General features: G+C 72.4%; 22 protein-coding genes and 1 pseudogene. 9 read left to right on the top strand and 14 right to left on the bottom strand.

The genetic code is table 11. From position 1 onward, the window contains the following. Positions 1–105: 105 nt before the first annotated feature. Positions 106–1,167: an aminotransferase class V-fold PLP-dependent enzyme gene (locus tag ACFWPS_RS17680; RefSeq protein ID WP_383705988.1), complete on the top strand. Its 1,062-nt coding sequence runs from the start codon at positions 106–108 to the stop codon at positions 1,165–1,167. Between the two features lie 61 nt (positions 1,168–1,228). On the opposite strand, the gene ACFWPS_RS17675 is transcribed toward ACFWPS_RS17680, so the two are convergent. Further along, positions 1,229–1,729, bottom strand: coding sequence for a MarR family winged helix-turn-helix transcriptional regulator (locus tag ACFWPS_RS17675; RefSeq protein WP_383705986.1), 501 nt, complete (start codon positions 1,727–1,729; stop codon positions 1,229–1,231). Between the two features lie 152 nt (positions 1,730–1,881). Here ACFWPS_RS17675 and ACFWPS_RS17670 point away from each other — a divergent pair, with 152 nt between their 5' ends. Beyond that, positions 1,882–2,943, top strand: coding sequence for an alkene reductase (locus ACFWPS_RS17670; RefSeq protein WP_383705984.1), 1,062 nt, complete (start codon positions 1,882–1,884; stop codon positions 2,941–2,943). Between the two features lie 357 nt (positions 2,944–3,300). Beyond that, a complete protein-coding gene (locus ACFWPS_RS17665) occupies positions 3,301–3,951 on the top strand; it encodes an NAD(P)-dependent oxidoreductase (RefSeq protein WP_383705982.1) in 651 nt (216 codons plus the stop codon). A 167-nt stretch (positions 3,952–4,118) separates the two neighbouring features. Here the strand turns inward: ACFWPS_RS17665 and thpD are convergent, their stop codons facing one another. The 5 genes from thpD to ACFWPS_RS17640 all read right to left on the bottom strand — a co-directional run bounded on the left by thpD (position 4,119) and on the right by ACFWPS_RS17640 (position 8,639). Then, on the bottom strand, positions 4,119–5,006 hold the full coding sequence (gene thpD, locus ACFWPS_RS17660) for an ectoine hydroxylase (protein WP_383705980.1): 888 nt from the start codon (positions 5,004–5,006) through the stop codon (positions 4,119–4,121). A gap of 2 nt (positions 5,007–5,008) precedes the next feature. After that, a complete protein-coding gene (locus ACFWPS_RS17655) occupies positions 5,009–5,407 on the bottom strand; it encodes an ectoine synthase (protein ID WP_383705978.1) in 399 nt (132 codons plus the stop codon). A gap of 90 nt (positions 5,408–5,497) precedes the next feature. After that, entirely contained in the window at positions 5,498–6,769 is a 1,272-nt protein-coding gene (ectB, locus tag ACFWPS_RS17650; protein ID WP_383705976.1) for a diaminobutyrate--2-oxoglutarate transaminase, read from the bottom strand. A 10-nt stretch (positions 6,770–6,779) separates the two neighbouring features. Further along, complete coding sequence (ectA, locus tag ACFWPS_RS17645; protein WP_383705974.1) at positions 6,780–7,295, bottom strand: diaminobutyrate acetyltransferase; 516 nt, start codon at positions 7,293–7,295, stop codon at positions 6,780–6,782. 228 nt (positions 7,296–7,523) lie between these two features. Then, positions 7,524–8,639 carry a pyridoxal-phosphate-dependent aminotransferase family protein gene (locus tag ACFWPS_RS17640; protein WP_383706162.1) on the bottom strand — a complete coding sequence of 372 codons (1,116 nt, stop codon included), beginning with the start codon at positions 8,637–8,639 and terminating at the stop codon, positions 7,524–7,526. A gap of 218 nt (positions 8,640–8,857) precedes the next feature. Here ACFWPS_RS17640 and ACFWPS_RS17635 point away from each other — a divergent pair, with 218 nt between their 5' ends. The 5 genes from ACFWPS_RS17635 to ACFWPS_RS17615 all read left to right on the top strand — a co-directional run bounded on the left by ACFWPS_RS17635 (position 8,858) and on the right by ACFWPS_RS17615 (position 13,565). After that, a complete protein-coding gene (locus ACFWPS_RS17635) occupies positions 8,858–9,712 on the top strand; it encodes an ABC transporter substrate-binding protein (protein WP_383705972.1) in 855 nt (284 codons plus the stop codon). After that, positions 9,709–10,545 carry an amino acid ABC transporter permease gene (locus ACFWPS_RS17630; protein WP_383705970.1) on the top strand — a complete coding sequence of 279 codons (837 nt, stop codon included), beginning with the start codon at positions 9,709–9,711 and terminating at the stop codon, positions 10,543–10,545. The genes ACFWPS_RS17635 and ACFWPS_RS17630 overlap by 4 nt, the downstream gene beginning before the upstream one ends. Further along, complete coding sequence (locus tag ACFWPS_RS17625) at positions 10,542–11,321, top strand: amino acid ABC transporter ATP-binding protein (RefSeq protein WP_383705968.1); 780 nt, start codon at positions 10,542–10,544, stop codon at positions 11,319–11,321. Before ACFWPS_RS17630 ends, ACFWPS_RS17625 begins: the two co-directional genes overlap by 4 nt. Before the next feature lie 89 nt (positions 11,322–11,410). Continuing rightward, the gene (locus ACFWPS_RS17620; RefSeq protein WP_383705966.1) at positions 11,411–12,502 is read left to right on the top strand and encodes an amidohydrolase family protein; all 1,092 of its coding nucleotides are present in this window, start codon (positions 11,411–11,413) and stop codon (positions 12,500–12,502) included. 142 nt (positions 12,503–12,644) lie between these two features. Beyond that, positions 12,645–13,565 (top strand): SCO1860 family LAETG-anchored protein, encoded by a 921-nt coding sequence (locus ACFWPS_RS17615; RefSeq protein WP_383705964.1) that lies wholly within the window; start codon positions 12,645–12,647, stop codon positions 13,563–13,565. A 128-nt stretch (positions 13,566–13,693) separates the two neighbouring features. On the opposite strand, the gene cobC is transcribed toward ACFWPS_RS17615, so the two are convergent. From cobC to cobM, 6 genes are read right to left on the bottom strand one after another with little or no spacing between them, the layout of a single operon-like run. Beyond that, positions 13,694–14,815, bottom strand: coding sequence for an Rv2231c family pyridoxal phosphate-dependent protein CobC (gene cobC, locus ACFWPS_RS17610; protein ID WP_383705962.1), 1,122 nt, complete (start codon positions 14,813–14,815; stop codon positions 13,694–13,696). Continuing rightward, positions 14,805–15,734, bottom strand: coding sequence for a sirohydrochlorin chelatase (locus ACFWPS_RS17605; protein WP_383705960.1), 930 nt, complete (start codon positions 15,732–15,734; stop codon positions 14,805–14,807). Before ACFWPS_RS17605 ends, cobC begins: the two co-directional genes overlap by 11 nt. Beyond that, positions 15,731–16,315 (bottom strand): precorrin-8X methylmutase, encoded by a 585-nt coding sequence (locus ACFWPS_RS17600; protein WP_383705958.1) that lies wholly within the window; start codon positions 16,313–16,315, stop codon positions 15,731–15,733. Before ACFWPS_RS17600 ends, ACFWPS_RS17605 begins: the two co-directional genes overlap by 4 nt. After that, the gene (gene cobJ, locus ACFWPS_RS17595) at positions 16,312–18,015 is read right to left on the bottom strand and encodes a precorrin-3B C(17)-methyltransferase (protein WP_383705956.1); all 1,704 of its coding nucleotides are present in this window, start codon (positions 18,013–18,015) and stop codon (positions 16,312–16,314) included. Before cobJ ends, ACFWPS_RS17600 begins: the two co-directional genes overlap by 4 nt. Next, positions 18,012–19,256: a precorrin-6y C5,15-methyltransferase (decarboxylating) subunit CbiE gene (gene cbiE, locus ACFWPS_RS17590; RefSeq protein ID WP_383705954.1), complete on the bottom strand. Its 1,245-nt coding sequence runs from the start codon at positions 19,254–19,256 to the stop codon at positions 18,012–18,014. The genes cobJ and cbiE overlap by 4 nt, the downstream gene beginning before the upstream one ends. Next, positions 19,253–20,125, bottom strand: coding sequence for a precorrin-4 C(11)-methyltransferase (gene cobM, locus ACFWPS_RS17585; RefSeq protein ID WP_383705952.1), 873 nt, complete (start codon positions 20,123–20,125; stop codon positions 19,253–19,255). The genes cbiE and cobM overlap by 4 nt, the downstream gene beginning before the upstream one ends. Before the next feature lie 84 nt (positions 20,126–20,209). Between cobM and ACFWPS_RS17580 the strand changes: the two genes are divergently transcribed. Next, the gene (locus tag ACFWPS_RS17580; protein WP_383705950.1) at positions 20,210–20,938 is read left to right on the top strand and encodes a ZIP family metal transporter; all 729 of its coding nucleotides are present in this window, start codon (positions 20,210–20,212) and stop codon (positions 20,936–20,938) included. 11 nt (positions 20,939–20,949) lie between these two features. On the opposite strand, the gene cobI is transcribed toward ACFWPS_RS17580, so the two are convergent. Beyond that, positions 20,950–21,696: a precorrin-2 C(20)-methyltransferase gene (gene cobI, locus ACFWPS_RS17575; protein ID WP_383705948.1), complete on the bottom strand. Its 747-nt coding sequence runs from the start codon at positions 21,694–21,696 to the stop codon at positions 20,950–20,952. Then, positions 21,681–22,388: pseudogene (locus tag ACFWPS_RS17570) on the bottom strand (cobyrinic acid a,c-diamide synthase); the annotation flags it as partial. The gene cobI and the pseudogene ACFWPS_RS17570, both read right to left, overlap by 16 nt.

The following is a 22,388-nucleotide window of genomic DNA, read 5'->3' as shown; positions in this document are numbered from 1 at the left end:
GGCGTTGTGAAAGTCCAGGTCAGGGCCGTCGTATAAGCGTTGCTTGGCGGAACCACGTAGAAATCCGCAATGGACGGAGGGTTCTGCGGGCCGCAGAGTGGACGCATGGAGACCACGGAGACGTTCGAGAGCCTCGTCCGCGCCGAGTTCACCCCGAAGAGCACCTACCTCAACACCGCCAGCAACGGCCTGCTGCCGGCCCGTACCGTGGCCGCCCTGCACGAGGCGGCGCTGCTGCGGGCCGAGGGCCGGCCCCTGACCTCGCTGTACGAGGACGTGGAGGCGTGCCGGGCCGGCTACGCCCGGCTCGCCGGCGTCCCGGCCACCCGGGTCGCGGCGGGCGCCTCGGTCGCCGCGCACTCCGGCGTGATCGCCGCCTCGCTGCCGGCCGGCGCCGAAGTCCTCACCGCCGAGGACGACTTCACCTCCGTACTGAACCCCTTCCACGTCCGCGGCGACCTCAAGGTCCGCGCGGTACCGCTGGAGCGCGTCGCCGAGTCCGTCCGTCCGGGCACCGCCCTCGTCGCGGTCAGCGCGGCCCAGTCGGCGGACGGGCGGATCGCCGACCTGCCCGCGCTGCGCGAGGCCGCCCGCGCGCACGGGGCCCGCACCTACGTCGACTTCTCCCAGGCCGCCGGCTGGCTGCCGATGGACGCCGACGCGTACGACTTCACCGCGTCCGTCTCCTTCAAGTGGCTGCTCGGCCCGCACGGCGCGGCCTTCCTCGTGGTCCCCGAGGACTTCGGCGGGCTGACCCCGGTCCTCGCGGGCTGGGTCGCGGGCGAGGAGCCGTGGGACAGCTGCTACGGCCCGGTCGCCGAACTCGCCCACTCCGCCCGGCGGTTCGACCTCACCCACGCCCTGTTCACGTTCGCCGGCCTGCGCCGCTCGCTCGACCTGATCGAGGAACTCGGCGTGGCCGCCGTGCACGCCCACGACGTAGGCCTCGCCGACCGGTTCCGCACCGGGCTCGCGGCCCTCGGGCACGAGCCGGTGCCCGCCCCCGGCTCGGCGATCGTCTCGGTCCCCGGGCTCGGCGGCCGTCAGCCCGAGCTGAGCCGGGCCGGCATCGAGGTCTCCAACCGCGCGGGCAACCTGCGCGCGGCCTTCCACCTCTTCAACTCGCCCGCCGACGTGGACCGCCTGCTCGACGCCCTCGCGGGCTGACCGGGCTGGGCGGGCGGGTCCGTGGGTCGGCGGGTCGGTGGGTCCGGCCTGTTCCGGCCGGTCAGGCCCGTGCCGCGTTGCGGGTCCACAGGTTGGCCTCGACCCGTCCGAGCAGGGTGAGCAGCTGCTCGCGCTCGGCCGGGTCCAGACCGGCGAGGCTCTCCTCCTCCAGCGCGGTCCACACCCGCTCCACCTCGGTCAGCAGCCGGGCCCCGGACTCGGTGGCCTCCACCAGTACCGCACGCCGGTCCGCAGGGTCCGGCAGCCGCCGCACCTGGCCGGCCTGCTCCAGCCGCTGGAGCATCTTGGTCACCGTGGAGGGGTCCAGACCGAGCATCTTTATCAGGTCCGCCTGCCGGGCCGGGCCGTTCTCCCACAGGTGCATCATCACCAGCTCCTGGCCCGGGTAGAGGCCGAGCCCGCGCAGCAGCCCGGCGGCGGCGGTGCGGTGCAACCGCGCCACCCGGCTCAGCGCGTGGCTGACCGGACCGCCCTGGGCGGCCGCGGGCAGCACACAGCCGCATCCGGCCGCGTGCGCCGCCGGTTCCTTGGTGGCGTCCATCGTCGCTCCCGTACCTCTCCGACTTCCGGGTAACCGTCCTCGAAGCCTACTCAGACCCGCTCCGGGGAAATTAATTGGTCGGCCAATGATTGGGGTAGAGTGGGCGGCGCCGTTTTACTTGGCCGACCAATTAAAGTACCCCTGGAGACGCCGTGACCACTGCCTTCGATCCGATCGACCTCCCCGGGCACCGCCTGGCCAACCGCATCGCGATGGCTCCGATGACGCGCAGCCGTGCCGCGCAGGGCGGTCTGCCCACCGCGCTCACGGCGGAGTACTACACCCAGCGCGCCTCCGCGGGCCTGATCGTGACCGAGGGCATCCAGCCCTCGGCGGTCGGCCAGGGCTACCCCGACACCCCCGGACTGCACACCGCCGAGCAGATCGCCGCCTGGCGCACCGTCACCGACGCCGTGCACGCCGCCGGCGGCCTGATCTTCGCCCAGCTCATGCACACCGGCCGGATCGGCCACCCCGACCTGCTGCCGGACGGGCTGGTCAACGTCGCGCCCTCCGCGGTCACCGCCCGCGGTCAGGTGTACACCCACGAGGGCCCGAAGGAGTTCGTCGAGCCGCGCGCGCTGACCGACGGCGAGGTCCACGCCACCGTCGCCGAGTACGCGGCCGCCGCCCGGGCCGCCGTCGAGGCCGGCTTCGACGGCGTCGAGCTGCACGGCGCCAACGGTTACCTGATCCACCAGTTCCTGGCCCCGGGCAGCAACCGGCGCACCGACGAGTGGGGCGGCTCCCCGGCCGCCCGCATCCGGTTCGCGGTGGCGGCCGTCAAGGCGGTGGCGGAGGCCGTCGGCGCCGAGCGCACCGCCCTGCGGCTGTCCCCGGGCAACCCGTTCAACGACATCGACGAACCCGAGCCGGAGCCGGCGTACGCGGCGCTGGTCGACGCGGTGGAGCCGCTGGGCCTGGCGTATCTGCACGTGATGGAGGTGCCGGGCACCCGGGAGCTGACCAGCGCGCTGCGCAAGCGGTTCAGCGGGGTGTTCGTCCTCAACCCGGCGACCGAGGGCCCCACCGGTCCGGCGGCCCTCGACCTCGTCGAGGACGGCACGGCCGACCTCGTCTCCTTCGGACAGCTCTTCCTCGCCAACCCGGACCTCCCGGCCCGGCTCAAGGCCGGCGGCCCGTTCAACACCGCGAACCCGGCGACGTTCTACGGCGGCGGGGCCGAGGGATACACGGACTACCCGGCACTGTGACACGGCTCGGGGGCCGCCACGGCGCACGGGCCTGAGGTCCCGCGCCCCGACGAACTCGGACCGCCGCACCCGCGCCGCGGCGTCAAGGCGGCTGCCCGAGGCGCGCGGACACGCCCCTGCTCGGTCCCGCGAGGCCGTGCAGGGGCCCCGGCGCCGACGAACCGTCCAGCAGAGTCCACCTCGGAGAGTGCGTGGATGGCGCGCACGCCGGTGACCCCGGAGAAGTACCCGGCGCAGGACACGGTGTCGCCTGAACGGGTCATGTTCACCTGGAGCGGCCCGATGCCCCATGTCCGTCACGGGAGGTCTCACTTAATCTGCGGACCCTGAGACGATCAACGGGAACTGGAGACCGGCATGTCCAAGATCATCCTGTTCGGCGCCACCGGCACCATCGGGTCCCGCGTTCTGGACGAGGCACTCCGTCGTGGCCACACGGTCACAGCGGTCGTACGCGACCCGGCGAAGCTCGCCCGGGACAACGCCAACCTGACGGTGGTCACCGGTGACGTCCTGGACCCCGCGGCCGTCGCCGGGGTGGCCAAGGGCCAGGACGTCGTCATCAGCGCGGTCGGCGGAGGCGACGGGCCGGGCCACATCGCCACCATCAGGCCCAGCGCCGAAGCCCTGGTCGCCGGCATCCGCACCCTGGAGGGCGACGAACCCCGCCTCGTCCTGGTCGGCGGCGCAGGTTCCCTGTACACGCCGGACGGCAAGCAGGTCTGGGACGCGGAGGGTCTGCCGGAGCCTCTGCTCCAGATCATGCACGCCCACGGGGACGCCCTGGACTTCTGCCGCACCGTCAGCGACGTGAAGTGGACCAGCCTCAGCCCTGCCGCGACGATCGAGCCGGGGGAGCGTACCGGCACCTACCGCACCGCCACGGAGGATCTGATCGTCGCCCAGGACGGCAGCAGTCGTATCTCCGCCGAGGACTACGCGGTCGCCCTGCTCGATGAGATCGAACGACCTCAGCACATCGGCGAGCGTTTCACCGTCGGCTACTGAGCCCGAGCCCGAGCCCGAGCCCGAGCCCGAGCCCGAGCCCGAGCCCGAGCCCGAGCCCGGGGACGTGGCCGGGTGGGCAGGCCCGTGCCCGGGACGCATCCCACGTCGAGCGCGGTCCCGCCCGGCCGGACCTCCAGCAGTTCCGTCGGGGCAGAACAGGTGCGAGCTCATCGCACGGGTGTGAAGTCCCGCGCCCCGATGAACTCCGGTCGCCTTACCGGCGCCGCGAACGGTTCCACCGTCGTGTTCTCCACGCTGTTGAACACGATGAAGACGTTGCTGCGGGGGAACGGGGTGATGTTCTCGGTGGAGCCGTGCATGCAGTTGCAGTCGAACCAGGTCGCCGAACCGGCCCTGCCGGTGAACAGCCTGATGCCGTACTCGGCCGCCATCTCGGTCAGCGCCTTGTCCGACGGCGTGCCCGCGTCCTGCATCTGCAGCGACTTCTTGTAGTTGTCCTCGGGCGTGGCGCCGGCGCAGCCCAGGAACGTCCGGTGCGAGCCCGGCATGATCATCAGGCCGCCGTTGGTGTCGTGGTTCTCGGTCAGGGCGATCGAGACGGACACCGTGCGCATGTTCGGCAGGCCGTCCTCGGCGTGCCAGGTCTCGAAGTCCGAGTGCCAGTAGAAGCCGCCGGCCCCGAACCCGGGCTTGACGTTGATCCGGGACTGGTGGACGTACACGTCCGAGCCGAGGATCTGCCGGGCCCGGCCGACCACCCGCTCGTCGCGCACCAGGTTCGCGAACACCGCGCTGATCCGGTGCACTTCGAAGACGGACCGGATCTCCTCGGACTTCGGCTCCACTATGGAGCGTTCATCGGTCCGGATCGCCGGATCGGCGAGCAGCCGCTCCAACTCCCCCTGATAGACGGCTACTTCGTCGTCTCCGATGAGCTGCTCGACGGTGAGGAAGCCGTCGCGTTCGAAGGCCTCCAGCCGGTCCGCGGTGATCGGGCCGGGCGCGCCGGGCGCCGACCAGACGACCGGGTCCCTGCGGGGGACGGCGACCTCGGCGGGGCCGCGGCTCGGGTACAGGTCGGTGGTCGTGGCCATGGTCAGCCCGCCTCCGTCAGCAGGGGATAGACGCCGTTCTCGTCGTGGTCCTCCCGGCCGGTGACCGGCGGGTTGAACACGCAGATGCAGCGGAAGTCCTCCTTGACGCGCAGCGTGTGGCGTTCGTGCCCGTCGAGGAGGTACATGGTCCCGGGGGTGATCCGGTACGACGTCCCGGTCTCGTGGTCGGTCAGCTCGGCCTCGCCCTCGACGCAGACGACGGCCTCGACGTGGTTGGCGTACCACATCGACGTCTCCGTGCCCGCGTACAGGACCGTCTCGTGCAGCGAGAAGCCGACCCGCTCCTTCGCGAGGACGATGCGTTTGCTCTCCCAGGTCCCGGACGCGGACCTCACATGGCGGTCGGTGCCTTCGATCTCCTTGAACGAACGGACGATCACGGTGGTGTACAGCCTCCTTGTTCCGAGCCGGCCTGTTCCGAGCCGGCCTGTGCCGAGCCGGCCTGTTCCGTACGGCTTGTTCCGTTCCGGTCAGACGGTTTCGCGGACGGCCCGGGCGAGGATGCTCAGCCCCTCGTCCAGCTCGTCCGGGGTGACGGTCAGGGCGGGCAGCAGCTTGACGACCTCGCCCTGCGGCCCCGACGTCTCGATGAGCAGCCCGAGTTCGAAGGCGCGGCCGGCGATTTGCCCGGCCCGCTCCTTCTCGTGGAACTCCAGGCCCCACACCAGGCCCCGCCCCCGGTACTCCCGCACGTCGGCCAGATTCTCCTCGACGATCGCGATGAGCCCCTGTTCGACCTGCTCGCCCTTGGCCCGGGTCTGCTTCTCCATCGCGGGGCCGTCGGTCCAGTAGGTCTCCAGGGCGGCGGTCGCGGTGACGAAGGCGGGGTTGTTGCCGCGGAAGGTGCCGTTGTGCTCGCCCGGCTCCCACACGTCCAGCTCGGGCCGGAACAGGCACAGGGACATGGGCAGTCCGTAGCCGCTGATGGACTTCGAGACGGTGACGATGTCGGGGACGATCCCCGCCTCCTCGAAGGAGAAGAAGGCGCCGGTCCGCCCGCAGCCCATCTGGATGTCGTCGACGATCAGCAGCATGTCCTGCCGCTCGCAGAGCACCTTGAGGGCGCTCAGCCATTCGGGCCGGGCGACGTTGATGCCGCCCTCGCCCTGCACGGTCTCCACGATCACCGCGGCCGGCTTGTTGAGCCCGGAACCCCGGTCCTCCAGCAGCCGCTCGAACCAGAGGAAGTCCGGCACGGTCCCGTCGAAGTAGTTGTCGAACGGCATCGGCGTCCCGTGCACCAGCGGGATCCCGGCCCCGGCCCGCTTGAAGGCGTTGCCGGTGACCGCGAGGGACCCGAGGGACATCCCGTGGAAGGCGTTGGTGAACGACACGATCGCCTCGCGCCCCTTCACCTTCCGGGCGAGCTTGAGAGCCGACTCGACGGCGTTGGTCCCCGTCGGCCCCGGGAACATGACCTTGTACGGCAGCTCGCGCGGCCGCAGCACCAGGTCCTGGAAGGTCTGCAGGAACGACCGCTTGGCCACCGTCGACATGTCGAGGCCGTGGGTGACCCCGTCCCGTTCCAGGTAGTCGAGCAACGCCCGTTTCAGCACGGGGTTGTTGTGGCCGTAGTTGAGTGATCCGGCGCCGGCGAAGAAGTCGAGGTACTCGTGGCCGTCCTCGTCGTGCATGCGGCTGCCCCGGGCCCGGTCGAACACGGTCGGCCAGCCGCGGCAGTAGCTGCGGACCTCGGACTCCAGGGTCTCGAAGACGCTGAGGTCGGGCGGGGTGATGGTCACGGGGGGCTCCTCAGTGCGATGTGGGGGTCAAGGGGCCGATGCGGTACAGGACTTCGGGGTCGTGCGGACCGTCGGGGAACTCACCGGCCTCGAACAGCACCGAGCGCTCGACGGTGGCGCCGTGCCGGGCGGCGTACGAGGTGAACAGGCGCTCGGAGGCGGTGTTGCCGGGCGTGATGGTGGTCTCGACGGCGGTGAGCGGCCGGTCGGCGGCCACCTGGGCCGTGAGCCCGTCCAGCAGCCGGGCCGCGATCCCGCGCCCGCGCTGAGCGGCGTCCACGGCCACCTGCCAGACGAGCAGCGTGTCCGGCCGGTCCGGCCGGGTGTATCCGGTCACGAACCCGACGGGCTCGCCGTCCGCGCCGCGCGCCACCACCGAGGTGCCGGCGAAGTCCCGGCACCACAGCAGATAGCTGTAGGAGGAGTTCAGATCGAGGCTTCCGGAATCCTTGGCCATACGCCAGAGAGCGGCACCATCGGTCACCAGCGGGCGGTCGACGATCAGGTCTGCTTGTGGGGCAGTCATGCGGATTGAATTTAGCGAGGCAAATGCAAAAACGCACGGCAGGTGGAATCGGTGGTTCGACCTGCCGTGCCTGTATCTGGCGATATGTACCACCGCAAAGCGGGCAAAAAGCCCTGCTATGTGGAGTGCGTCACAGGGTTGAAATCCGGATGAAATTCCCTCTGTTTAGCTCTGCAAAAAGCGGGCAGGAGAACTCGGGAAAGCCGTCGACCGAAATGGAATTTCAAATTACTTTGAATTCGGGTGCCGCCAGGCGGACTCCACCGCCTGCCGGGCCCCCTCCGGGTCCACCGTCAGCCCCCGCCGCGCCAGCCCCGCGCCGAGCGCCGCCAGGCTCGACCGGACGGCGTCGGCCGTCGCGTCCACCCCGTAGTGGTTGACCCGGATCATCTCCTTGGCCAGCGAGCCCCCGCCCGCGGCCAGCGGCAGGGTGCCGTCGCCCGCCAGGGCCTCGGCGACCAGTTCCGACGCCACCGCACCCGACGGGACCCGAAGCGTCGTGGCCACCGGTGCCGCGTCGGACTCCGCGTACACGTACGGCTCCAGGCCGCCGCCCAGGGCCGCCGCACCGGCCCGGGTGGCCAGCGCGGCCGAGCGGTGCCGGGCCATCACGGCGTCCAGGCCGTCCGCCTCGATCCGCTCCAGGCACGCCTCCAGCGCCAGCATCTCCAGCTGTGCCGGAGCGTGCAGCAGCACCTTGCGGCCGCCGTCGACCCAGCGCTCCTTCCAGTCCAGCAGGGAGAGGTAGGAACGGCGCGGGGCCTGCGGGTTCGCCGCCATCCGGGCCCACGCCCGCGCGCTCACCGAGACCGCCGAGACGCCCGCCGGACCGCCCATCGCCTTCTGGGCCCCGATCACGCACAGGTCCACGTCCCACGCGTCCGGCAGCACCGGCTCGGCCCCCACCGAGGCGACCGCGTCCAGGTAGAAGAGGGCGCCGTGGGCCCGTACCGCCTCGCCGATCTCCGCGACCGGGTTGGTGTTGCCGGTCGCCGCCTCCGCGTGCACCAGGGAGACGAAGTCGATCTCGGGGTGCGCGGCGAACGCCTCCCGGATCTGACCGGCCGTCACCGCCGTGTGGAACGGCACCGCGAGGTCGACCACCGTCGCGCCGCAGTCCCGCAGCCAGTTCCCGAACGTCTGCCCGTACGGGCCGGTGATCACGTTCAGCGCGGTGGTGCCGGGCCCGGCCGCCGCCCTGATCGCGCCCTCCAGCGGCAGCAGCGCCTCGCCCTGTGTGATCACGACGTCCTGCCGGGTGTCCAGCAGGCGGGCCACCCGGTCCTCGATCGCGGCGAAGCGGGCGGCGGTCAGCGGGGGCAGATCGAGGAAGGGGTGGGTCACGGCGGTGCTCTCCTCAGTCACGGACAGGTGGATCAAGGCGAGCGTAACCGGCACCCGTCCACGCCCCCGACCGGCGACTTCTTAGGCCGGACGGCTTCACCGCCATGGGTTTGGTTTGAGGAACCCAAACATCTCCTTATAATCGGAAGCCGCAGAATCGGAATCCAAAGCTCCCTCACAGCTTCGCGGGGAGCCTCCACAGACCCACGGGAGGTCTCGTGACCACGCTCTTCGGGCGCCGCCGGGCTCGCGCACTGGCCGCCGTCACCGCCGCGGCCGGGCTGGCCCTCGTGGCCGGCTGCACGTCGAGCGGCAACGGCTCCAGCGCCTCCAGGACGGCCGCCGGCGGGGTCGTACTCGTCAAGGCCGGGCAGCTCACCACCTGCACCCACCTGCCGTACCCGCCGTTCCAGTCGGAGATCGACGGCAAGGTGCAGGGCTTCGACGTCTCGATGATCGACCTGGTCGCCAAGAACCTCGGCGTGAAGCAGCAGATCCTCGACACGCCGTTCGAGAACTTCAAGACCGGCGCCTTCCTCAACTCCGGCGAGTGCGACCTGGCCGCGGCCGGCATGACCATCACCGCCGAGCGCAAGAAGAACGTCGACTTCTCCGACCCCTACTTCGACGCCACCCAGGCCCTCCTCGTCGACAGGAACAGCGGCATCACCTCGCTCGCCGACGCCAAGGCCAAGAAGGTCCAGCTGGGCGCCCAGGCGCAGACCACCGGCGAGGACTACGTCAAGAAGCAGGGCTTCGACCCGGTCTCCTTCGAGTCCTCCGACGCCGTCCTCAACGGCCTGCGCACCGGCCAGGTCAAGGCCGTCGTCATCGACTACCCGGTGGTCCAGGGCTGGCTGAAGGACAAGGCCAACGCGAACGCCTTCCAGGTCGCGGGCAACATCAACACCGGTGAGCAGTACGGCTTCACGGTGAAGAAGGGCAACACCAGGCTCCTCGCCGCCGTCAACAAGGCGATCGCCGACGCCAAGGCCGACGGCACGTACAAGAAGCTGTACGAGAAGTGGATCGGTCCCTACGACGCCTCGGCCGCGTCCCCCGCCGCCTCATGACCGTCGGCACGGACACCGGACTCCAGCCCCGCCGGAAGGGCCCGACCCGGACGCAGAAGTGCCGGCTGTCGCGCGGTGCGCAGTACGTCGTCTTCGTCGCCGCCGTGGTCGCCTTCGCCGTCGGCGCCGACTGGGGACGGCTGCAGAACCAGTTCGCCCAGTGGGACATCGCAAAGCAGATGTTCCCGGACGTCATCACGCTGGCGCTGAAGAACACCGTGCTCTACACCGTGTCCGGGTTCGTCTTCGCCCTGGTGCTCGGCCTGGTGGTCGCGCTGATGCGGCTGTCGTCCGTCGCGCCCTACCGCTGGGTCGCCGGCGTCTACATCGAGATCTTCCGCGGCCTGCCCGCCCTGCTGATCTTCATCTTCATCGGCGTCGCGGTCCCGCTGGCCTTCCCGGGCACGGAGATCGTCGGTGGCACCTACGGCAAGGCCGCCATCGCCCTCGGCCTGGTCGGGGCCGCGTACCTGGCGGAGACGTTCCGCGCCGGCATCCAGGCGGTGCCCAAGGGCCAGGGGGAGGCGGCGCGTTCGCTCGGCTTCTCGCCCGCCCGCGCCATGATCTCGATCATCATCCCGCAGGCCTTCCGGATCATCCTCCCGCCGCTGACCAACGAGTTCGTGATCCTCTTCAAGGACTCCTCGCTGGTCCTGCTCCTCGGCGTCACCCTGGAGGAGCGCGAACTGTCCAAGTACGGCCGCGACCTGGCCAGTACGACCGCCAACTCCACGCCGATCCTCGTCGCCGGCCTGTGCTACCTGCTGGTCACGATCCCGCTCGGTTTCGTCGTCCGCCGCATGGAGGCGAAGGCCCGGGAGGCCGTCCGATGAGCCGACCCGAGATCGAGGTGAAGGGCCTCCACAAGTCCTTCGGCGACAACGAGGTGCTGCGCGGCATCGACCTGGGGATCGGCCGGGGCGAGGTCGTCTGCGTGATCGGCCCGTCCGGCTCCGGCAAGTCGACCCTGCTGCGCTGCGTCAACCTCCTCGAAGAGCCCACCCAAGGGCAGGTGTTCGTCGGCGGCACCGAGTTGACGGACCCGGACGTCGACATCGACGCCGTGCGCCGCCGTATCGGCATGGTCTTCCAGCAGTTCAACCTGTTCCCGCACCTGACGGTGACCGAGAACCTCACGCTGCCGCAGCGCCGGGTGCTCCGGCGGGACAAGGCGCAGGCCGCGCGCGTGGCCGCCGAGAACCTCTCCCGCGTGGGCCTGTCGGAGAAGGCGGACGCCTACCCCGCCTCCCTCTCCGGCGGCCAGCAGCAGCGGGTGGCGATCGCCCGCGCGCTGTCCATGGGCCCCGAGGTGATGCTCTTCGACGAGCCGACGTCGGCCCTCGACCCGGAACTGGTCGGGGACGTCCTCGCGGTGATGCGGATGCTGGCGCAGGAGGGCATGACCATGATGGTGGTCACCCACGAGATGACCTTCGCCCGCGAGGTCGCCGACCGGGTGGTCTTCATGGACGGCGGGGTGATCGTGGAGGAGGGCGCCCCGGACCGGGTCATCGCCAACCCGCAGCACGAGCGCACCCGCCATTTCCTGTCACGGCTGCTGGATCCGGCGATGGCGGATGTGGAGGAGGGCCAGGACAGCGCCCCGTAGGGGGCGCGGGGCTGTATCAATATGCGGCTCCGCCGCGTGGGCGCGACCAGCCACGACGCACCGGCACCCGACGAACTATCGTGCGTCCCATGAGCGATCAGGCGGTGCTGCACGTAAAGGGACGGATCCTCGTCGGACCAGACGACGTTCGCGACGAACTGTGGGTCCTCGGCGGACGTATTTCCTACGCCCGCCCCTTCGGCACCCAGGACATCCGCACCGTCGAAGGCTGGGCCCTCCCCGGCCTCGTCGACGCCCACTGCCACGTCGGCCTCGGCCCGCACGGCCCGGTGGACGCGGCGACCGCCGAGAAACAGGCCCTCACCGACCGCGAGGCCGGCACCCTCCTCATCCGGGACGCCGGCTCGCCCTCGGACACCCGCTGGGTCGACGACCGCGACGACCTCCCGAAGATCATCCGGGCCGGCCGGCACATCGCCCGCACCCGCCGCTACATAAGGAACTTCGCCCACGAGATCGAGCCGGCGGACCTGGTCGCGTACGTCGCCCAGGAGGCCCGGCGCGGCGACGGCTGGGTCAAGCTGGTCGGCGACTGGATCGACCGTGACCTCGGCGACCTGGCCCCCAGCTGGCCCCGCGACGCCGTCGAGGCGGCCATCGCCGAGGCCCACCGGCTGGGCGCCCGGGTCACCGCCCACTGCTTCGCCGAGAGCTCGCTCCAGGACCTGGTCGAGGCCGGCATCGACTGCATCGAGCACGCGACGGGACTGACGGAGGACCTGATCCCCCTCTTCGCCTCCCGCGGCGTTGCGATCGTCCCGACCCTCGTCAACATCGCCACCTTCCCGCAGCTCGCGGCGGGCGGCGACACCAGGTTCCCGCGCTGGTCGGCCCATATGCGCCGGCTCCACGAACGCCGCTACGACACCGTCCGGGGCGCCTACGACGCCGGTATCCCGGTCTACGTCGGCACCGATGCAGGCGGCTCCCTCGCCCACGGCCTGGTCGCGGGCGAGGTCGCCGAACTGGTCACCGCCGGGATCCCGCCCCTCGACGCGCTCGCGGCGACCAGCTGGGCGGCCCGCGCCTGGCTCGGCAGGCCCGGCCTGGAGGAGGGCGCACCGGCGGACCTCGTGGTGTACGAGAGCGACCCGCGCGCCGACGTACGCGTCCTCGCGTCCCCCCGCCGGGTGATGCTGAACGGGCAGGTCGTCGAGTAAAGGAACGCCTGTGCCTGCAGACTCGAATACGCGCACGGAAAGTCCACTATTGAGTGAAGTAACGCAGGATTGCTGCCCGTTCACCCACAGTGCGTAATTCTTGGCGGGTCCCGAGCAAGTTTCCTCTGGGGGTCCCACCACCTTGAACAGCGACACATTCCGTATGCCCGCACGCCGTCTCGCGACCCTCGCGACGGCCACGGCCCTGGCCGCAGGTCCCGCGGCCCTGGCCGGCGCGGGCACCGCACACGCGACCACCGACCAAGGTCGCGCGAGCGCGGTCGTCCTGCGCACCGGCCTCGACGTCTCCCTCCTCGACAAGACCGTGAACGTCCCGCTCGCGGTCTCCCTGAACGAGGTCCGGGCGCCGCAGAGCGCCTACCGGACCGCGCTGACCGCCACGCTCGACGGAGTGGACGGCGGCAAGCCGTTCCACGTCCTCGGCGCGGACGTCGCCGCGGCGAAGGCGACGGTCTCCGCCGACCGCGCCGAGGCCTCGGTCCACCTCGCCCATGCCCGGCTGCACCTGCCGGGCCTGCCCCTGCTGTCCCTCGTGGAACTCGACACGGTCACGTCCAAGGCCGTCTGCGAGACCGGCAGGCGGCCCGAGGCCGACGCCAACGTGCTCGGCGCCGTCACCGTGCTCGGCAAGCGTGTGACGCTGAGCGCGGGCGGCCCCACCGACGTCAAGGTCCCCGGCGTCGGCGAGGTCCGCCTCGACCTGTCCAAGCGCGAGACGACGTCGACCTCGGCGGCGGCCAGCGCGCTCGAACTCAAGGTCTCCGTCAACCCGCTCAAGCTCAACGTGGCCGACGTGGAAGGAACGCTGACCCTGGCGAAGGCGACCTGCGAGACGCCGCCGGACCCCGCGGCGGCCCCGGCCGATCCCGCCGATCCGGCCGACCCGGTGTCCGATGTGAAGGTCCAGGGCGCCCCGGCGAAGGAGACGAAGCTGGCTGAGACGGGCGGGAGTTCGGTGACGCCGTATGCGGTGGGCGGCGCGCTCGCGCTCCTGGCGGCGGGCGGGGGAGCGGTTCTCCTGGCGCGCCGCAGGCGTTCTTAGAGGCGTCCACTGACGCGCCCCAAAGGGGCGCGGGGCGGTAGTCGATTTGCGGCTACCGCCGCGCGGGCGCGACCAGCCACGACGCACCCGCAGTCGCGCGACGGCCCGCAGTTCCCCGGCCCTTCCCCTCACGCTCGTATCAACATCAACGCCTGATCAAGCGCCTGCAGGAACCGGTTCACCGTCACCCGGTCCCGCACCGCGATCCGCACCCACTCCTCGTCAAGGCCGGGAAACGTGTCCCCCCGCCGCACGGCGTACCCCAGCACCCGCAGCTGCCGCCGCACGGCCGCCGCCTCCGCCATCCGGACGAGCACGAACGGCCCCTCCGCGGGTCCCGCCACCCGCACCCCCTCCGGCGCGAACTCCTCGAGCCCCGCCACCAGATGGGCCCGGTCGGCGGCGACGCGGTGCGCCGCATGGGCCGCCTCCGCCAGCGCGCGCGGCGCCACGCACGCCTCGGCCGCCGCCAGCGCCGGCGTGGACACCGGCCACAACGGCTGCGCCCGCTCCAGTTCGGCGATGGTCTCCGGCGCGGCCAGCACGTACCCGATCCGCAGCCCGGCCAGCCCCCACGTCTTCGTGAGACTGCGCAGCACCACCAGACCCGGCACGTCGGTCCGCCCGGCCAGCGCCTCCCGCTCGCCCGGCACCGAGTCCATGAACGCCTCGTCGACCACCAACGTCCGCCCGGGACGCGCGAGTCGGGCGATCGCCTCCGCAGGATGCAGCACCGACGTCGGATTGGTCGGATTGCCGATCACCACCAGGTCGGCGTCCTCCGGGACGGCCGCCGGATGCAGCCGGAACCCGTCCGACTCCCGCAGCAGCACCCGGTCCACGGTGTGCCCGGCGTCCCGCAGCGCCGCCTCCGGCTCGGTGAACTGCGGGTGCACCACCACCGGCCGGCGCACCTTCAGCGCCCGCGCCAGCAGGACGAACGCCTCCGCCGCGCCCGCCGTCAGCAGCACCCGCTCCGCCGGCAGCCCGTGCCGCGCCGCGACCGCCGCCCGCGCCGCCCGCCCGTCCGGGTAGGCCGCCAGCCCGCCCAGGGATTCGGCTATCCGCTCCCGCAGCCAGACCGGGGGAGTGCCGGTGCGCACGTTGACCGCGAGGTCGACGAGCGCCGTACCGCCGTCCCGGACCTCGGCGTCGCCGTGGTGGCGCAGATCGTGCCCGCCTTCGGAGGCTTCGGCCCCTTCGGAGCCTCTGTCGCCTCCGGGGCCGCCGGAACCGTCCTCAGTGCGCATGCGCGTGTCCGCCATGGTGGTGGTGTCCGTGTCCGTGAGGGTGGTGGCCGTCGTCGTCCGGGTGGAAGTGCGGCTGCTGCGGCAGCCCGACCTTGTCCTCGAAGCCGGGCAGCGCGATCCGGTACACGCACGAGTCGCAGTTCATCCGCAGATCACCCTCGACCGCCTCCCGGTACCGCTCCATCACCAGGTCGAGCAGTTCCGGCTCGGGCCCGACGACGTCCGCCGAACGCACCTCGATCTCCGGGTGCGCGGCCGCCCAGCCCTCGGTCTGCTGCCGCACCCGGTCCGGCAGGATCCCGGTGAAGAGAAAGTACGGCAGGACGACGATCCGGCGCGCCCCCAGTTTCAGACACCGGTCGAGCCCGCTCGGCACGTCCGGTGCCGCCAGCGACACGAACGCCGTCTCCACACCGGCGTACCCGCGCCCCTCCCAGAGCAGCCGGGCCGCCTTGTGCACCTCGGCGTTGGCGTCGGGGTCCGTCGAACCGCGGCCCACCAGCAGCACGGTCACGTCGGCGCGGTCCAGCGCGGCCCGCGAGGAACCGCCCAGCGCCTCGTCCAGGCGCCGCTCAAGGACCGACAGCAGGGCAGGGTGCGGCCCGAGCGGACGGCCGTAGGTGTACGAGATCCCCGGGTGCCGCTCCTTCTCCCGGGCCAGCGCGGCCGGGATGTCGCCCTTGGCGTGCCCGGCGGAGACCAGCATCAGCGGTACCGCGGCGAACCGCCGCACGCCCTGCTCCACCAGCTCGGCGACGGCATCGCCGAGCGGCGGCGGGGACAGCTCGATGAAGCCGCCCGCGACGGGCAGTTCGGGGTGACGGCGCCCCAGCTCCCGTACGAAGTCGCGGAACGCCTCGGCCCCGGCGTCGTCCCGGGTGCCGTGGCCGGCGATGAGCAGGGCGGGCGGGGTGGTCACAGCGTCTCCTCGGAAGTGGGGTGGTACAGCAGGGCGTTGAGCGCGGCGGCGGCGACCGCCGAGCCGCCCTTCTCGGACACGTTGCTGACGGCGGGCAGCCCGCTCTCGCGCAACGCGGCCTTGGACTCGACGGCGCCGACGAAGCCGACGGGCAGACCGATGACGAGCACGGGGGAGGCGTCCAGCCTCAGCAGCTCCTCCAGGGCGGTCGGCGCGTTGCCGATCACCCACAGGGCGCCGGGTCCGACCTCCTCGTAGGCGAGCCGGATCGCGTGTGCCGAACGGGTCAGGCCGGGCCCGGCCTCGGCGTCCCGCAGCCGGCACACCGTCTCCCGGCGGGTGATCCCGGCGCCGACCATCTCCACGTCCACGACGACCGGCGCCCCGGCGTGCAGCGCGGCATGCGCCTTCGCCAGGTCGTCCTCGTCGGTCACCAGGTCGGCCGCGTACTCCAGGTCGGCGGCGGAGTGGACGACCCGCTCCACCACGGCCCGGGTCAGCGGCGGGAAGTGCGAGGTGTCCAGGCGGGCGCGCAGCCGCCGGTAGGACTCCAGCTCGATGGGATGGACGGTCCGGTTCACTTGCCCTCCTCCTGAGCGCTCTCCTGCCAGCGGTAGCCGCGCGGGGTGACCATGCGCCCGGCGATGTTCCGGGTCGCCGTGTTGCCCACGGTCACGACGGTCATCATGTCGACCCACGCGGGGTCCAGAGCGCCCAGGGTGGTCAGCCTGCTCGACTCGTCGGGGCGCGAGGCGTTGCGTACGACACCGACGGGCGTGGTCGGTTCGCGGTGCCCGGCGAGGATCGCGAGCGCCTTGGGCAGCTGCCAGTCGCGGCCCCGGGAGCGCGGGTTGTAGAACGTCACGACGATGTCGGCCTCGGCCGCCGCGCGCACCCGGCGTTCGATGACCTCCCACGGCGTGTGCAGGTCGGACAGGCTGATCGAGACATGGTCGTGGCCCAGCGGAGCACCCAGGATCGCCCCGGCCGCGAGCGCCGCGGTGACCCCCGGCACGCCGATCACGTCGATGTCGTCGGAGGCCTCGGCGAGCGCGGGGGAGGCCATCGCGTACACGCCGGCGTCCCCGCTGCCGATCAGTGCGACGGCATGCCCGGCGCGCGCCTCGGCGACCGCGGTACGCGCCCGCTCCTCCTCGGCGCCGAGCCCCGACTCCAGGATCCGGGTGCCGGGCCGCAGCAGGTCCCGGATCTGGTCGACGTACTGGTCGAGGCCGACGAGCACGGCGGCACGGCGGAGTTCGGCCTTCGCCCGCGGGGTGAGCAGGTCCCGGGCACCCGGGCCGAGTCCGACGACCGCGAGCCGCCCGCGCGCAGGACGCCGTACGACGGCACAGGTCGCCATCGCGGGCCGGCCGTCCGCCCGCGCCGACTTCCGCTTGGGGACGAGGAGTTCGCCACCCCGCGCGAGGGCCGCCGCCTCGGCGACAGAGGGGGTGCCGACGGCGGCGAGCGGAGCGTCCGAGGGGTTGGGGACCTGGACTCCGGCCAGCTCCTCGGCGGAGTACGTCACCAGCGGGACCCCGAGCCGCGCGGCCGCCGCGACGATCCCGGGCTCCTCGGCCTTGGCGTCGACGGTGGCGAGTTCGGCGATGCTGCGAGGCGACAGCCCCGCGTCCCGCAAGGCCGTGCCGACGAGGTCGAGTACCTCGTCGACGGGGGCGCCCTTGGCGGCACCGACGCCGACGACCAGGGACGGCGGCCGCAACAGCACCTCGTTCTCGGCTGGTTCGACCGCGCGGTCGGTCAGCCGGACGGAGTGGGCGCCCTCCTCCGCCAGCGGCAGCGGCGGCAGCGGCCACGCCGACTCGGCGTGCAGCGCCACCGGTTCGCCGTCCAGCAGGGCCCGCGACACGGCGGCCACCGAGCCCTCGACCGGGAAGCCGAGGGTGTCGAGTCCGGGCAGCCCGACCGAGTCGGTCGCGGTGGTCACCACCGGCTGCGCGGCCAGCAACTCACCCACCTCCCCGGCGAGTTCGTTCGCACCGCCGCCGTGCCCGCCGACCAGCGACACGGCGAACCGCCCGCCCTCGTCGACGCACACCACACCCGGGTCGGTGGCCTTCCCGCCCAGCAGCGGGGCGATCAGCCGTACCACCGCGCCCGTGGCCAGGAAACACACCAGCTGCTCGCACTCCGCGAACGCGGACCGTACGGCGTCCTTGACGGGACCGTCGTACACCCGCGTGCGGTCCGGCCACGCCGCGGCCAGCCGGTCGCGCGCCGCCGCCCCCGCCGCGGTGGCGGAAATCAGGCCGATCACTGAGCAACTCCTTCTTCGGATCCTTCTTCGGAAACGGGGATTCTGGACCCCCACAGCAGGAACACGGGATTGGTCGCCGCCAGCCGGGTCACGTCACCCGGCAGCGGAGCAAGGCGCGACGACTGGAGCAGCACGCCGTCGCAGGCGAACCCGGCACCGGTGAGCGCCGCACGCGCCGCAGGTACCCGGTCCAGGGCGGCCATCGCGACCACCACCGTGCGCCGGGCGCGGGCCGCGCAGGCGGTGACGACGGCGGGGAGCTCGGCACCGCCCCCGCCGATGAACACGGCGTCGGGGTCGGGGAGTGCGGCCAGGGCATCCGGTGCCATGTCACACACCACATCCACGTACACCCCGTGCGCCCGCGCGTTGGCGGCGATCCGCTCCACCCCGTCCGCCGCCTTCTCCACGGCGACGGCGGCGGCGCCCAGGCGTGCGCACTCCACGGCCACCGACCCGGACCCCGCGCCGACGTCCCAGACCAGGTCGCCCAGCCGGGGACCGAGCCGGGCCAGGGCCAGCGCCCGTACCTCGAACTTGGTGATCATCGAGTCGCGGTGCGCGAACTCGTCCTCGCCGAGGGCCCACCCGGCGGGTGCCGCCCGGCCGCCCGCCACGGTCCGCACGGCACCGAGCGCCCGTGCCTCGTCGAGGCAGAGGACGACGCTCACGGCCGTACCCCAGTCGCGCGCGGCGGCCTCGGCCGGGGTGACCCGCTCCACCCGCTCCCGTCCCGGATCACCGAGCGCGCTCGCCACGACGAGCAGCCGGTCCGCGGGCACCGCGGCGCCCAGCTCGGCGGGCCCGGCGCCCGGCCCGGTCAGCACCGCGACCTTCGGATGCGCCCGGCACACGTTCACCGCCGTGCGCGGCTCCCGCCCGTGCGCGCTGACGACCACCGCGTCGTCCCAGGGCAGCCCGATCCGCGCGAAGGCGGTGGCGACGGAGGACACACCGGGGCGGACGTCCAGCGCCTCCGCCCCGAACCGTTCGGCCAGCACCCGCACGATCCCGAAGAACCCGGGATCGCCCGAGGCCAGCACGGTCACGGGCCGGTCCTTGCCGACGTACTCCCCGATGGTGTCGAGGGCCGGCGCGAGCGGCCCGAGGACGATTCGCTCGGCGCCCTCCGGCAGCCGTACGGCATCCAGGTGCCGCCGCCCGCCGACGACCAGCTCGGCATCGGCCGGCGTCTCCGGTGCCGGGGACGCTCCCGTCCCCGTACCGACCACCGTGATCATGTACTGGCCCCCCGCTCGCGCAGCGCCCGCCGGGCCTCCGGGTCGGCCTTGCGGAAGCCGTGGAAGTGGCCGGGGTGGTAGAGGTGCGAGCGGGTGCCCTGGGCGTCCAGGGCCGGGCCGACCAGGAAGAGTGTGTGCTTCCAGAGCTTGTGCTCCTTGACCGTCTCCTCCAGCGTCTCGATCGTGCACCGCACGACCAGCTCCTCCGGCCAGGTCGCCTGATAGGCGACGACGACCGGGGTGGAGGTCGGGTAGCCGCCCTCCAGCAGCTCGCGCACCAGCTGCCCGCTGCGCGCGGCGGAGAGGAAGATCGCCATGGTGGTCCCGTGCCGGGCGAACTCCCGCACCTCCTCCCCGGGCGGCATCGGCGTCTTGCCGCCGCCGAGCCGGGTGAGCACGACGGACTGCGCCACCTCGGGAATGGTCAGCTCACGCTGGGCCAGCGCGGCCACGGCCGAGAAGGAGGAGACGCCCGGCACGATCTCGACCTCGATGCCGATCCCGGCACACCGGTCGACCTGCTCCTGTGTACCGCCCCAGAGGGCCGGGTCCCCGGAGTGGATGCGGGCCACCCGCAGCCCCTCCGCACGGGCCCGCTCGTACACGGCGACGACGTCTTCGAGGGACATCGTCGCGGAATCGAGAACCTCCGCGTCCTCGCGGGCGTGCTGGAGGACCTCCGCCTGGACCAGGCTCGCGGCCCAGATCACGACATCGGCCTCGGCGATCGCGCGCGCGGCCCGGAACGTCAGCAGATCGGCGGCACCGGGACCGGCACCGACGAAGGTCACCTTGCCGGTGGGAGCGGCGCCGAAGGCGGTGGCGGCGCCAGTGGCGGCGGCGGTGGCAGAGGCGGCGGCATCGGCCATGGAAATTCGGTCCTCTCTGGACAAAGGGTGTTACGGGTGCTGCTGGATGTGCGCTGAGGCGGGTCGATCGGATAGCAAGGGCACATGGCGGTCTTCGTCGCGCTCGGCGCGTTCCTGATGACGCTGGCCGGCGGCTGGACGGCACAGCGCGTGACCGACCGTCGCCACCTGGTCCTGGGCCTGGCCGGCGGTCTGATGCTCGGGGTGGTCGGCCTCGACCTGCTGCCGGAGGCGCTGCGCGCGGCCGGCCGCGAGGTCTTCGGCGTACCGGCCGCCCTGCTCCTGTTCGTGGCCGGATTCCTGCTGGCCCATCTGGTGGAGCGCACCCTGGCCCTCCGCCAGGCCGCGCACGGCGGCGAGGAGCACGGTCACCGGGCGCCCGAGGTGGGCCTGACGGCGGCCGGGGCGATGGTCGGCCACAGCGCGATGGACGGCGTGGCGATCGGCGCGGCCTTCCAGGTGGGCGGCGGCATGGGCACGGCGGTCGCGCTCGCGGTCATCGCCCACGACTTCGCGGACGGCTTCAACACGTTCACGATCACGAGCCTGTACGGCAACGCGCGCCGCCGGGCCATAGCGATGCTCGTCGCCGACGCCTGCGCACCGGTCCTGGGCGCCCTCTCCACGGTCTTCTTCACCATCCCGGAGGCCCTGCTCGGCGGCTATCTCGGTCTCTTCGGCGGCGTCCTGCTCTACCTGGCCGCCGCCGAGATCCTCCCCGAGGCCCACCACGAGCACCCGGCCCGCTCGACGCTGCTGTGCACGGTGGCGGGCGCGGCGTTCATCTGGCTGGTGGTGGGCATGTCCAGCTGACCCCCGACCGCTCACAGCTTCCCGCCTCTGCCACCGTCCCGGCGCGGGGGCGCGATGAGCGTGGAGAGGTACGGCAGTGGCGAGCCGTCCAGCTCGGCGGCGGGCCGGATGGACTCCTCGTCCAGTCCCAGCGCCGACCCCCACACGGCATCGTCGAGCCGCCCGGTCTCCCGCAGCGCCGCCACGACCGCCCCGGCCTGCCGCCCGAACTTGTACGCCACGACCGTCCCCGGCCCGCCCAGCGCGTCCTTGAGCACCTCGGCCCCCGCCGTCACCGGCACCAGCGTCAGTGGCTCGGTCCCCTCGGTGAGCACCGCCCCGGAGCGGGCGGCGAGGTCCTGCATGGCGGTGATCCCGGGCACCGTCTCCACGGCCACCCCCGGCACCAGCTCGGCGATGGTCTGCGCGAGATACGTGAACGTCGAATAGACATTCGGATCCCCGATGGTGGCGAAGGCGACCGTCCCGTGCCCGCGCAGCAACTCGGCCACCCTGGCCCCCGCCGCGTCCCAGGCGGCCTCCCGCCGCCCCCGGTCACTGCGCTCGTTCAGCGCGAAGACGACCCGTACGACCTTCTCCTCGCCGACGTAGTGCAGCACGGTGGCCTCGGCCCGCCCCCGCTCGCCGCTGTCCATGACGGGCACCACGACGACATCGGCCGCGCGCAGGGCGTTGACCCCCTTGACGGTCACCAGCTCGGGATCGCCGGGCCCGACACCGACTCCGATCAACCTGCTGCTGCTCATGACGTCCGGCACCTCTCCACGAACCTTCGGGCCACACCGGGCTCGGACGCCCAGTGCGTGTGCAGATAACTGGCGTGCACACCCCGCTGTACAAAACCTTCGACCCGCGGCCGTGGCGTACGCACACCCCACGCGGGAGCCGCCCCCGCCCCCGGCTCCACCACGGTCCGGTGAAACTCGTGCCCCCGCATACGCGTACCGGCGACGGCCAGCACACTGTCGCTCACGGCGACGGCATCCCGGTAGCCGAGAGTGAGCCGCTCCGACATCTGCGCCCGCACGTCCAGCACCCCGCACATGGGCAGCCCGTCCAGCTCCCGCCCCAGATACAGCAGCCCGGCACACTCGGCGGCGACGGGAGCGCCGCGCTCCGCGAGGGCGGCGACGTCCTTCCGTAGCGCCTCATTGGCCGACAACTCACCCCCGTACACCTCGGGAAACCCACCCCCGATCACCAACCCGCGCGTCCCGTCGGGCAGTTGCTCATCCCGAAGCGGATCGAACACGACGACTTCGGCCCCGGCAGCGGTAAGCAACTCGGCGTGCTCGGCATAGGAGAACGTGAACGCGGCCCCACCGGCAACAGCCACTCGCACCGGACGAGCCCCGTCCTGCACCCCCTCCAGCCCGTCCGGCGTCCGAGGACGGCGGCCGGCCTGTACCCCTTCCAGCCCGTCCGGCGTCCGTGGACGGCGGCCGGCCTG

Source organism: Streptomyces sp. NPDC058457 (genome assembly GCF_042720695.1).
GTDB lineage: Bacteria > Actinomycetota > Actinomycetes > Streptomycetales > Streptomycetaceae > Streptomyces.
Note: the sequence above shows the minus strand (reverse complement) of the source record. Positions and strands in the feature narration are given on the sequence as shown.